The organism is Bariatricus sp. SGI.019 (genome assembly GCF_050315235.1).
Classification (GTDB): domain Bacteria; phylum Bacillota; class Clostridia; order Lachnospirales; family Lachnospiraceae; genus JAFBIX01.
The window spans coordinates 108,298-121,185 of the sequence record NZ_JBNPOQ010000005.1 but is presented as its reverse complement, the minus strand read 5'-3'; the positions used below and the strand labels follow the sequence as shown (position 1 = coordinate 121,185).

The window sequence follows — 12,888 nt, the reverse complement described above, 5'->3', positions numbered from 1 at the left end:
ACAAAAAAAATGAATTTTTCGTGAACATTTTATTAAAATATCACAAATATTTACGACTTGGTTTTTTTCTCATATATGTATATAATAATATGGATAGAGAAATACTTTTATGACTATTTTTTTATAAAAATAGAACATTCATGAAAAAGGAAGGTATCTTATGTATAAAATTAATTTTCATCAGCCTGCACACGTACATTTTATCGGAATCGGCGGTATCAGCATGAGTGGTCTTGCCGAGATTCTCTTAAAAGAGGGCTTTACCATATCTGGATCTGACAACAAAGAATCTGCCTTGACAGACCACCTGTCCAAGCTGGGCGCCAACATTTTTTACGGACAGAAAGCATCCAACATCATCCCGGGAATTGATGTTGTTGTCTACACCGCCGCAATTCATGAAGATAATGAAGAATTTCAGGCTGCCGTACAACAAGGACTTCCTATGTTAAGCAGAGCAGAGCTTCTCGGGCAGTTGATGACCAACTATGACGTTCCGATAGCCGTATCGGGAACACATGGCAAGACAACAACGACATCTATGCTTTCTCATATTCTGCTTGCTGGCGAGATGGATCCTACCATTTCAGTCGGAGGAATTTTAAAGGCAATTGGCGGTAATATCCGCGTAGGAGATTCTGGATTATTTGTAACAGAAGCATGCGAATATACCAACAGCTTTCTTCACTTTTTCCCGAAGATCGGTATCATTTTGAACATTGATGAAGATCATTTAGATTTCTTTAAAGATCTGGCTGATATCCGCAATTCTTTCCGTAAATTTGCTGAACTCCTGCCAGAAGACGGGACCTTAATCATCAATGGCAATATTCCAGACCTGGGAGAGATCATTGATGGCCTGAAATGCAGGGTTCTTGTATATGGAAATGACAGTTCCATGGATTACAGTGCTACCAACATCTCCCATAATAACTTAGGTGAGGCATCTTTTGATCTGGTAAAATCTGGAACATTTGTTGACAGGATTTCCCTTTCCGTCAATGGTGACCACAATGTATCTAACGCATTGGCCTCAATAGTTGCCGCTGATCTTCTGGATATCCCTGTGGAAACCATGAAAAAAGGACTGAAAGAATTCCATGGAACTAACCGTCGATTTGAACACAAAGGTGATATAAACGGAATTACAATTATTGATGATTACGCACATCATCCAACAGAGATCAACGCGTCCCTGACGGCTGCAAAGAATTATCCTCACAGAGAGATCTGGTGCATTTTCCAGCCACATACTTATACCAGAACCAAGGCTTTATTCCCTGAGTTTGTGGAAGCATTATCGCATACCGATCATATCATCCTTGCCGACATCTATGCCGCAAGAGAGACAGACACCCTGGGAATATCTTCCAAGGATATTGCCGATGCATTAATCGAAAATGGACGTGACGCTTATTATTTCCCATCATTTAAAGAGATTGAAGATTTCTGTATGGAAAAATGTCAAAAAGGAGACTTGTTGATAACTATGGGAGCGGGAGACGTTGTAAATATTGGCGAAGACCTTTTGAAACGCTAGTTATCCACATTTTCCACAGATTTTTATCCACAAAAAACTTGATTTTTGGGTCAGAAATTTCTTTTGTCCCTGTCTTTCTGGTGCTATAATATCTCTACGATATTTCTAAAAATGTGTATGGAACCAACGAGGAGGACTGGCGTAAGAATTATGAAGAAATTGACCCTTACTAATTATGCACAGGGAAATACTACTGTGCTGGAGAATGAATTTATAGACCGTTATATGATCAAGGCAAACGGCGAATATGTAAAAGTATATCTTCTTCTTTTGCGCCATTTGAATGAAGCTTCTGGAATGCTGTCCATCTCTGAGATTGCTGATATCCTGGAATGTACAGAAAAGGATGTACTGCGCGCACTGAAGTACTGGAAGAATCAAGGACTTTTGGACTACTGTGACCATACCGAAGAGCATAATGCAGATACTGGCAGAAGCAAGGCAGAGACATCAGAGACATCTGCTCATTCTGCTGCAGCCACTATGACTGTTTCCGACACAGGAGCTGTCTCCGACAATGATTCTGCCGCTGTGCCTAACATACAGCAATACAGAAGTCGCAAGGAACGCAAGGAATTCAAAGAGCTTCTTTTCGTTGCCGAACAGTATCTCGGTAAGACTTTGTCTGCTGTTGATATTGATACCATTACATACTTTTTTGATACTCTGCATATGTCTGCAGAATTAATTGAGTATTTAATTGAATACTGTGTGGAAAATGGTCATAAAAGCATGCATTATATCCAAAAAGTTGCTTTATCCTGGAACGAGCAGAAGATCACGACCGTTTCCGATGCAAAAGCAAGCACCGTAGCGTATAACAAGAACTGTTATTCTGTCTTGAACGCATATGGAATCAAGGGACGTGCACCTGCTGCTTCAGAGATTACTTATATCAAAAAATGGAATGAAGAATACGGATTCACTTTGGACATTATTCTGGAAGCATGCAACCGCACGATGAATACGATTCATCAGCCTAACTTTGAATATACAGATACCATTTTAAAGAATTGGCGAAGCAAGAATGTACATTATCTAAAAGATATCGAGGCACTGGATGCCGATTATCTAAAATCAAAAGAGCAGAAGACAGCTCAGGCCACAAAACCAGACAAGCATATAAAGACGACAAAGTTCAACAATTTCGATGGTCGCTCATACGATATGAACGATTTAGAGCGCAAGTTAGTTCAGCAATAAATACATAACGCAAGGAGATTTTCCCCGGCATGGCACTTTCCAATTCTCAGTACGATCAATTGATGCGTACTTATGAACAAAAACAACTGGATAATGAACATCAACTCAGGGAACACTACAGGCAGGCATATTCTTTCATTCCAGAGTTAGAAGAGCTGGATCAATCTATCTCTGCCATGAGTGTTCAAAAAGCACGCCGACTCCTTGACGGAGACAGTCAGGCATTGTCTTCTTTAAAAGAGGATTTGAATTTCCTGATTGCACAGAAAAAGCGGCTTCTTCAATCCCATGGATTGCCGGCAGATTATCTGGAGCTCCATTACAACTGTCCTGACTGTCAGGACACAGGTTATATTGGAACTGAAAAATGCCATTGTTTCAAGCAGGCAATCGTGGAGCTTCTATATACACAATCCAATTTACAGGAAGTCCTGGATAAAGAGAACTTTTCTACCTGTTCTCTAAGTTATTATTCCAACAACCACATAGATCCTCTTACAGGAAGATCTTCGTTGGAATCCATGCAGACCGCATTAAAGGTATGTCATGATTTCGTAGATACATTTTCCGATGAATTTCACAATATTCTATTATATGGCGACACCGGGGTCGGCAAAACCTTCCTCTCCCACTGCATTGCCAAGGAATTGATGGATACTTCTTTTTCTGTTGTATACTTTACTGCAGCTCAATTATTTGATATCCTGGCAAAGAACACATTTGGTAAAAAAGAGGAACAGAATTTGCAGGCTCAAGAACTGATCTACGATTGTGATCTTCTGATTATTGATGATTTGGGAACCGAGTTTTCCAATACATTCACGGTATCACAATTGTTCAGCTGTCTGAACGAACGTATATTAAGACAGAAATCTACTATTATCTCTACCAACCTCGCGTTGGAAGATATAAAATCAATCTATTCAGAGCGGACTTTTTCCCGGATCAGCAGTAATTATACGATTCTGAGGCTGACTGGTGACGATATCCGCATCCAAAAAAAATTATTAAACCTGGGAGGTACAAATGATGTTACGCCGTAATGATCGCATTCTAGAAAACATACCTGTCGGAGCACTTGGAATTATTGCTCTCGACGGTTGCACCGAGATGGGCAATAGGGTGAACGATTATCTTGTAAAATGGAGAAAGGAAGATGGCTCTGCCTATAAAGACGATGTTGTCTTCAACGGTTATGAACGAGATACCTATCTTATTGATGCAAAAGTTCCACGATTTGGATCCGGCGAAGCCAAAGGTATTATCAATGAATCTATCCGTGGAAAAGACTTATATCTTATGGTTGATGTCTGCAATTATAGTCTGACCTACTCTTTGACCGGTCACACCAACCGCATGTCTCCGGATGATCATTACCAGAATCTGAAACGTGTAATTGCTGCAGTTGGAGGAAAAGCTCGACGTCTGAATGTCATCATGCCTTTCTTATATGAGAGCCGTCAGCACAAAAGAAGCAATCGGGAATCTCTGGATTGTGCACTTGCACTTCAAGAACTTGTCCGTATGGGTGTCGACAATATCATTACATTTGATGCTCATGACCCAAGAGTTCAGAATGCAATTCCACTTAATGGATTCGAAACGGTGCGCCCGACTTATCAGTTCGTCAAGGGTCTTCTTCGCCGTTTTAAAGATCTGCAGATTGACAGCGAACATATGATGGCAATCAGTCCTGATGAAGGTGCTACCGGACGTGCGATCTACCTTGCAAACGTATTGAATCTTGATATGGGTATGTTCTATAAACGACGTGATTACACCAAGATCGTCGATGGACGCAACCCAATTGTTGCTCATGAATTTTTAGGTTCTTCTGTCGAAGGCAAAGATGTCATTATTCTGGATGATATGATTTCTTCTGGAGACAGTATCCTGGATGTTGCCCGTCAATTGAAACAGCGCAAAGCCAAACGAATCTTTGCTGCCGCAACATTCGGTCTGTTCACAAACGGACTCGACAAATTCGACAAAGCATATGAAGAAGGAACTATCGACGCAATTCTTACCACCAACCTAATCTATCAGACACCAGAATTGTTGGAACGTCCTTATTATATCAACTGTGATATGAGTAAATATATTGCACTCATGATCGATACATTGAATCATGATGGATCTATCAGCAGTATCTTGAACCCAGTAGATCGTATCCATAACGTTGTGGATAAATATAACAGAGGAGAGGAAATCTAACCAGATTTCCTCTCCTTTTATATGATCTCCTCATGATAGGCGATATTCAGTTCTTCCAATAGTTGTTTTTCTCTCTTCTGGCAGGTAAAGATCAGGACTTGTTTCTTATGAATGCTCAGCCATTGCATCACTTTTTTTAATCGATTTTCATCATAATATGCAAACGTATCATCCAGAATCACCGGATAATCTTCCTCAAACAATAGCTCGCCTGCTGCAAGGCGAAGGACAAGATATATCTGTTCTATCGTCCCCCTGCTCAACTGCTCCATTGGAACTTTTCTTCCTTCTGCCATAACACTCATATGCAGATTCTCTTCAATAAAAAGTCTGGTGTATTTTCCATCCGTAATATATTCCAGGATCTCCGATGCCTTCCCATCCAGCACCGTCTTCAACTGTTGCTGCAATTTTGCAGACAGATTATTCAGCTGATCCATAGCCAACTGGAGGGCTCTGCGCTTTCTGTCATATTCCCGGTAATCCTCACTGACTTCATCTAATTCTGTCAATTGTTCTTGTAAATTACTGTATTGAACCTGCTTTTCTCTCAATTCCTCTTCCACATGTGATTTTTCCCAGACAAGTCTGTCTAACGGAATCTTCTCTTCTTCTGGTGTAATCTCTTCCAGCAAAATCTCAGGTGCTGTTTTTTCCTGCTTTTTCCCCACTTTCATCCGATTCCAGGTGTATAATCCACAAGCAAGAAAAATTACAATTGCGACCAGATAATTCCATGGTTTTGCGATCAACGCAAAAGCAAGTATCACAAACACAGCAAACAGCAAGAGTTCAACCGGGTGAATTCTCCATTTTGCCGGCCTGAGTTCATCAATCTTCCGCCGATTCTCTTCCTGATCCTTCTCCTTTTTCTGACGATATTCTAATTCTCCTGTAATGCGTTCACACTCTTCTTCCAGGTGATGGATATCTCTCCATACATAAGAAGCTTCCTGTTCCATCCGTTCCCTTTTTTGCTGCTTTTTCATAAGATAATTCTTCTCATCACGCTCGAGAAGCTTCTTTTTCTCTTGAAGAGACTGCAATGCCCGACCTAGATCAAGTTCACTATTTCCCGTTGCATAATAATTTGTCGCATAGTTCTTTAATTCTATTCCCAGAGACTGACCGGTCTCTATCTTTAACTGACCGATAAATACCGTATTCTCATAATTTCCGGCATTCAGCCCTCCCAATAATACATCCAGATCTCCATCTGTAACCGACAATTCTTCTCCGTCATCTTCACAGATTAATTCTGCCTTTTTTGAGTATTTGTCAAAATTCCTATCAAGTCGAAAGGTCTTTTGCCCTACTCGAAATCTCAATGAGCCAGCGTAATAATTCGGATTCTCCCACGGCTCATAGATACTGTATGTATCATAAACAGACGCTCTTCCCCGGCCTCGTTCCATTCCAAAAAACATCCCTTTGATAAAGGTATGGATCGTAGATTTACCGGATTCATTTTCGCCATACATAAGGTTCATACCTTCTTTTAATTGTATGGACTTGTCTGTAAATTTCCCAAAATTCTTTAATCTTAATTCCTGAATTATCATATCTAGCCTCTTCTCGTTTCCATCAGTGCCTGCACACCTTCACATAATGCCATATATTCTATGCTGTCTTCCTCATAATCTTTCAGGCTTTTAATATATTGTCCAAGAAGATTATCCTGGTTCTGGTCCATAAGCTTTTCAAATTCATATGCCGGTCTGGTCTCATCTGTCAGCTCTATGATATTTCCATAAGTGTCCATATCCTCCAAATCAAAGATGATATCTGGATCCCGAAACCCTGTTACGACCACTTTATATATATTCTGTATGCCTCGTTCCTGAATCTGAGATGCGATCTGCATTCTCAGTTCATTCCCCGTCATTTTTTTATGAACCTGCACCTCCAGATGAATGTACTCTCTGGACGCCATTGGTACAAAGCTTATCTGACATCCTTGTTCCGACATCTGCCCTGACACATAACCGTGTGGGCCGGTATCGTTCTTGTCAATTGGCTCCAAGGCTCCTGCATATACCATTCGATCCGCAACGATCACTTGTGGTTTATGAATATGACCTAATGCCACATAATCATACCCAAGAGACATCACCTGATTCTTCTGAATCGGAATGTGCTTCTCATCTCCGCCATGTGCCAGCAATATCTCATACTTTTGCTTTTTCTCAGGACAGGCGTGATCGTATCGTCCTTCCGGGATTTCTTTCGTATGATAACTGCATCCATACACTGCCAGCGACAATTCCGGTATCTCGACACTGGTAACTTCTTCGGTTAAAATCATATGAACATTTTCTGCCCACTGAAAACTTCTATAATAAGAATCTTTCTTAACATAATCATGATTTCCTGCAATCAGTACAACTTGAGTATTTTCTAATAAACCAAAAAGATAATTTACTTCTTTTAATTCTCGCAACAATGGCTGTCGATGAAACAGATCTCCCGCAATCAGAAGAAGATCTACAGTTTCTTCATTACATACCTCAATAATCCTTCTCAGACTATTCCATATTTCCTTTGTTCTCTTTGCGCTGTATGCGCTTCCTGCGTCCGGTCTTGCCCCTAAATGTACGTCTGCGATGTGTATGAATTTCATCTGCTGCTCCCTCTTCCTTCTCTGTCTTTGATGGCAAAGTTACAATAAACTGTGTCCTCAGATCATCACTTTTCGCACGGATCAGCCCACCATGCAACTCTACGATTTGTTTTGCAATGGCCAGTCCCAGCCCTGCACCGCCGGTTCCACTGGATCTGGAACCATCCACCCGGTAAAATTTCTCAAATATCGTCTGGAGCATTGCTCCCGGAATCTTATCGCCCTGATTGGTAAAAATAATCTCTACATCTCCCTTTTTCATCTGGGCTTCTATCCGAATCACCGTGTTTGCATAACAATATGCGATTGCATTTCTTAATATATTGTCAAATACTCTGGCAAGTTTATCCGGATCACCGTATACCATCAGATTCTCTTCAACGTTAACCTCACAGGATAATTTCTTCTCCTGCAAGACACCATATAATTCATCTGCCAGCTGTTCCAGCATAAAAGACAGATTGATCTCTACCGGCTCAAGCTCAATATTCTGAAGATTATAACGGGTAATATCAAAAAATTCATTGATCAGCTCCCCGAGGCGGAGAGATTTTTCCATGGCAATATGGGTATATTTGATCCGCTCTTCTTCCGGCATATCCGGGTGACTGTCCAGCATGCTGAGATAAGCAACGATCGATGTAAGCGGCGTCTTCAAATCATGTGCCAGGAAAAGTACCAGATCATTTTTCTTCTTCTCACTCTCCTCCGCCTCTAATTCCTGCCTCTTCAAAGTTGCCTTAATCTCATTCAGACGAATTTCAATTGGTTTTAATTCCGTAATCAGATGAATCGGCTCCGTAGATTCTGACACAATATTTTCAATTCCATATCCAATCTGATCCAGGTACCTGGTCATCTTAGAAAGTGCCACATAGAAAAATAGCGCAAAAAGTAACAGGAAACCAACAATCATAAAGAACATCTTGTTGTCCCCGATTAATTTCCAGTACAGGTCTTTCGCCTGACTTTCATTCATATTGAACGCCATCATACAATTGACAAATATTTTGGCAAAACTGTCATTATAAATACCGTCGATCACGTAATTCAGCAAAAATCCGCCGACCAGAACCGTCACTGCCGTGACAAATACCGTCTGGAGCAATATACTGACCTTTAACTTACGATAGTTATTCTTCAACCTTATAACCTACTCCCCAAACTGTCTTGATAAAATCTGATTTCCCGGTCGGTGCACTCATCTTCTCCCGCAGATGACGGATATGCACCATCACCGTATTGTTACTGTTCTTATAATATTTTTCATGCCATACTTTTTCAAATAATTCTTCCGAACTGATGACCTTTCCCCGATTCTCGCAGAGAAGCCAAAGGATGTCAAATTCAATCGGAGTTAACGTCAGAGGGACCTCATTGTAAACGCATTCATGAGACGTTCGGTTCAAAACAAGTCCTCCAAAATCAATGACATCTCCTTCGTCTTTTCCCCCATCATTATATTGCGTATATCGACGAATCTGCGCTTTTACACGTGCCACCAACTCCAAAGGATTGAACGGCTTCGGAATATAGTCGTCCGCCCCCAGCGTAAGACCCGTAATCTTATCCATATACTCCGTCTTCGCCGTCAGCATGATCACCGGGAAAGTATACTTCTCCCGAATCATCTTAAGAATCTGAAAACCATCAATATCCGGAAGCATAATATCCAGAATTGCCAGATCAATCTTCCTGCTTTTAATACAATCCAACGCATCCTGACCAGTATAGAACTTGTACACATTATACTGATCATTCTGGAGATACAGTTCTACAACATCCGCGATTTCCTTCTCGTCATCAACAACTAAAATATTCATACTAGCCCTCCTTTGCCATTTGGGGACGGGGGTTTTTTCATTTTCCTCCGTCCCCAATTAAAATTACCGTGTCCCTTTTTTTGAATCCCCCTGTCCCTTTTTGAATTCCACACATTATTTTCTACAATTCGCAGTTATTTACGGTTCTTGGGAATGGGATAACATCGCGGATATTACTCATTCCTGTCAGATACATAACGCATCTTTCGAACCCAAGTCCAAATCCAGAATGTCTGGTAGAGCCGTATTTGCGAAGGTCGAGATAGAATTTGTAATCTTCTTCTTTTAATCCCAATTCATTCATCCGATTCAGGAGTTTATCGTAATCGTCTTCTCTCTGGCTTCCGCCGATAATCTCCCCGATGCCGGGAACCAGGCAGTCTACTGCTGCCACAGTCTTTCCATCGTCATTTTGTTTCATATAGAAGGCTTTGATTTCCTTCGGATAGTCAGTTACAAATACCGGGCGTTTAAATACTTGCTCGGTCAGATAACGTTCGTGCTCTGTCTGGAGATCTGTTCCCCACGAAACTTTGTATTCGAATTTATCGTTATTTTTCTCCAATATCTCAATCGCTTCTGTGTATGTCACTCTTGCGAAATCGGAAGAAACTACATTGTGAAGACGATCCAATAAGCCTTTATCCACAAATGAATTGAAGAAATTCATCTCTTCCGGTGCTTCTTCCAGCACATAGTTGATAACATATTTTAACATTGCTTCTGCCAGCATCATGTTATCATCCAGATCTGCAAATGCCATCTCTGGCTCGATCATCCAGAACTCTGCCGCATGTCTTGTCGTATTAGAATTCTCTGCACGGAAGGTCGGACCGAATGTATAGATATTGCGGAAAGCCTGAGCATATGTCTCTCCATTTAACTGACCGCTTACCGTAAGGCTTGTCTCTTTGCCAAAGAAATCCTGAGAATAGTCGACTTTTCCATCCTCAGTCTTTGGAAGATTCTCCATATCCAGTGTTGTAACACGGAACATCTCTCCTGCACCTTCACAGTCACTTCCGGTGATAAGCGGTGTATTTACATATACGAATCCTCTCTCCTGGAAAAACTTATGAATTGCATAGGCTGTCAGAGAACGCACACGAAATACTGCCTGGAAAGTATTAGTCCTTGGTCTTAAGTGTGAAATTGTTCTAAGATATTCAAAGCTGTGACGCTTCTTCTGCAGCGGATAATCCGGCGCAGATGCACCTTCTACCTCTACAGTATCGGCCTGAATCTCAAAAGGCTGCTTTGCCTGCGGTGTTGCCACCAATGTTCCTGTAACGATCAATGCTGCTCCCACATTTAACTTGGAGATCTCAGCAAAGTTATCCATCTTATCATGGTAAACAATCTGCAAAGGTTCAAAAAATGTTCCATCATTTAATACAATGAATCCAAAAGTCTTGGAATCCCGGATACTGCGCACCCATCCCCCAACAGTAATCTTCTGATCCAGATACTTTTCTTTTTCCTTATATAGTTCCTTAATCGTAATCAAATCCATACCAATTTACTCCTTTTTGTGATTGCTTGCGTTTGACGCTTTGGAGTTATTATAACATAATAATGGATGTTTTAAAAGGCAGAAGACAATTTCAGACATGATAGAAGCAAAATGGGGTCCAGACTTGCATTGCCACTCACACTATGCTATACTCTCAATCGCAACAAAGCCAAAAACAATGGACATTTATTCATATGCAAATATACGAAATACCGCAGAAAACCAACGTTTTCTGCGGTATTTCCTTTCGTCTGTATTCATCAACTATCATTCCAAATGGGGTACGTGTTCAAACAACTTTTCTTCTTATTCTTCATAATTTTCAAGTTGTTTCATACAGTATTCCTCAGCTAAATTAATAAATTCTTCGGCTGTTAGAATCTGACGTTCTGATTCCTCCCTACTGGTAATATAAAAATCATCATAATCACTGGCATGTCGTATTTCCTCTGCCTGACCTATTTTCCTTCCAATTTCTCTTGGAAATATTGATGTTTTTACATAGTTTTTATTAAATCACTCCTGGCAGTTTCCAGTCTGTAAATAACCAGATCCTTTCTCGTGCCAATCTCCTGATTATGCTGCTTCATATAACACTACTCCCTCTTCATGAATATTGGAATAAAATGGGTAATTCACACTCCACTTATTAAAATGTGTTTCACTTTTCGCTATTGGCTTTATATCCATGTCATGATCCAGATTAAAATCATATGTCATATAAGAGAGTTTCTGACTATATGCTTTCAACTCCACATCTGGCAAATCCAAAAGAATCATAATATCCACATCCGAATCTGGTTTGAAATCTCCTCTGGCATAAGAACCATATAAAATAATCTGGCGTAAATGCAAACCATATATCTTTTTTATTTCGTTCACGTACTTTTCCATTAAATTCTGCATATTCTTTGGCATATAAATATCCCTCCGTTCTGCTAACTATAAAATATTACTTCCTTATGTTTCTATCATTATAACTGAATTTTCCTTCTATTTCTATAGCTTTTCTAGACCTGCACATAATATATCAGAAAATTCTAAACCAAGGCAAAATAAAAGGAATGCGTGTTGGTAAATCTACCTGGCGTATTCCTAAAATTTCTATTTATCAGTATATAAAAGAATCTTCTTTCCTTTAACATGGTAATCTTTTACATTTTTCCATCCAAATATCCATATTATAGCAAAATGGGGTACGGACTTGCATTTCTCCCCTCGCTATGTTATACTCTCTATCGCAACAAAGCCCATCAAAACCAAGGTCTATCGGGCTTGCCGCCGATTCCCGGCGGTACTCAGATACCTGCGGTACCTGAGTCTCGCGGCATTCGCCAGATGGACATACAAGTATGTCCGCATGGCTCATTGCTTCGCGGAAAATGTGCCGAGTGTTCGAGACCTTCCACTCGTAAAACAAAACTAAAGGAGAATTTCATATGAGAAACAAAAACATCAACTTTCTGACCCAGGCGGCCATGATCGCTGCCATCTACGTGGTGCTGACCTATGTATTCGCACCATTTTCTTTCGGAGAAGTACAGGTAAGAATTGCAGAAGCCCTTACGATCCTTCCGGTATTCACACCAGCCGCTATTCCCGGCTTATTCGTAGGATGCCTGATTGGGAACATTCTGGGCGGCGCGATCCTTCCGGACATCATCTTCGGAAGTCTTGCGACCTTAATCGGCGCATTTTTCACTTACCAGTTACGAGACAAGAATAAGTTCCTGGCACCGTTGCCGCCAATTGCAGCGAACACAATCGTTGTACCTTTTGTACTGCGCTATGGTTATGGTGTTGCACTGCCGATTCCATTTATGATGCTTACCGTTGGTGTCGGGGAAGTATTATCCTGCGGCGTACTTGGTATGGTATTGTATTTTGCACTGAGAAAATATAAAAATATTGTGTTCAGACCAGCAGCGAATTCATAGACTTGTTTTGAACGCAAAAGGAAAAGACCCGCGATAAT

12 protein-coding genes are annotated in these 12,888 nt (G+C 40.7%); 5 read left to right on the top strand and 7 right to left on the bottom strand.

What is annotated here, in order from left to right; genetic code table 11:
- Positions 1-160: 160 nt before the first annotated feature.
- The 4 genes from murC to ACQRD1_RS04585 all read left to right on the top strand — a co-directional run bounded on the left by murC (position 161) and on the right by ACQRD1_RS04585 (position 4,957).
- On the top strand, positions 161-1,540 hold the full coding sequence (gene murC / locus ACQRD1_RS04600; protein ID WP_347376194.1) for a UDP-N-acetylmuramate--L-alanine ligase: 1,380 nt from the start codon (positions 161-163) through the stop codon (positions 1,538-1,540).
- Positions 1,541-1,690: 150 nt separating this feature from the next.
- Entirely contained in the window at positions 1,691-2,743 is a 1,053-nt protein-coding gene (locus ACQRD1_RS04595; protein WP_235231951.1) for a DnaD domain protein, read from the top strand.
- A gap of 29 nt (positions 2,744-2,772) precedes the next feature.
- Entirely contained in the window at positions 2,773-3,786 is a 1,014-nt protein-coding gene (locus ACQRD1_RS04590; protein ID WP_235231952.1) for an ATP-binding protein, read from the top strand.
- Positions 3,773-4,957: a ribose-phosphate pyrophosphokinase gene (locus tag ACQRD1_RS04585; RefSeq protein ID WP_235231953.1), complete on the top strand. Its 1,185-nt coding sequence runs from the start codon at positions 3,773-3,775 to the stop codon at positions 4,955-4,957. Before ACQRD1_RS04590 ends, ACQRD1_RS04585 begins: the two co-directional genes overlap by 14 nt.
- A 17-nt stretch (positions 4,958-4,974) precedes the next feature.
- Here ACQRD1_RS04585 and ACQRD1_RS04580 read toward each other — a convergent pair whose 3' ends face one another.
- The 7 genes from ACQRD1_RS04580 to ACQRD1_RS04550 form a co-directional block, all read right to left on the bottom strand.
- Entirely contained in the window at positions 4,975-6,519 is a 1,545-nt protein-coding gene (locus tag ACQRD1_RS04580; protein WP_235231954.1) for an ATP-binding protein, read from the bottom strand.
- Between the two features lie 2 nt (positions 6,520-6,521).
- Complete coding sequence (locus ACQRD1_RS04575; protein ID WP_235231955.1) at positions 6,522-7,577, bottom strand: metallophosphoesterase family protein; 1,056 nt, start codon at positions 7,575-7,577, stop codon at positions 6,522-6,524.
- Positions 7,483-8,721, bottom strand: a complete 1,239-nt coding sequence (locus ACQRD1_RS04570) for a sensor histidine kinase (protein WP_235231956.1) — start codon at positions 8,719-8,721, stop codon at positions 7,483-7,485. The genes ACQRD1_RS04575 and ACQRD1_RS04570 overlap by 95 nt, the downstream gene beginning before the upstream one ends.
- Positions 8,711-9,400, bottom strand: a complete 690-nt coding sequence (gene vanR / locus ACQRD1_RS04565) for a VanR-ABDEGLN family response regulator transcription factor (RefSeq protein ID WP_235231957.1) — start codon at positions 9,398-9,400, stop codon at positions 8,711-8,713. The genes ACQRD1_RS04570 and vanR overlap by 11 nt, the downstream gene beginning before the upstream one ends.
- 121 nt (positions 9,401-9,521) lie before the next feature.
- Positions 9,522-10,913 (bottom strand): asparagine--tRNA ligase, encoded by a 1,392-nt coding sequence (gene asnS / locus ACQRD1_RS04560; protein ID WP_427760941.1) that lies wholly within the window; start codon positions 10,911-10,913, stop codon positions 9,522-9,524.
- Between the two features lie 306 nt (positions 10,914-11,219).
- Positions 11,220-11,357: a hypothetical protein gene (locus ACQRD1_RS04555; RefSeq protein WP_347376205.1), complete on the bottom strand. Its 138-nt coding sequence runs from the start codon at positions 11,355-11,357 to the stop codon at positions 11,220-11,222.
- Between the two features lie 132 nt (positions 11,358-11,489).
- Entirely contained in the window at positions 11,490-11,831 is a 342-nt protein-coding gene (locus ACQRD1_RS04550) for a nucleotidyltransferase domain-containing protein (protein ID WP_347376189.1), read from the bottom strand.
- 521 nt (positions 11,832-12,352) lie between these two features.
- On the opposite strand from ACQRD1_RS04550, the gene ACQRD1_RS04545 reads away from it, so the two are divergent.
- Complete coding sequence (locus ACQRD1_RS04545) at positions 12,353-12,850, top strand: QueT transporter family protein (protein WP_347376188.1); 498 nt, start codon at positions 12,353-12,355, stop codon at positions 12,848-12,850.
- The last annotated feature ends 38 nt before the right edge of the window (positions 12,851-12,888 follow it).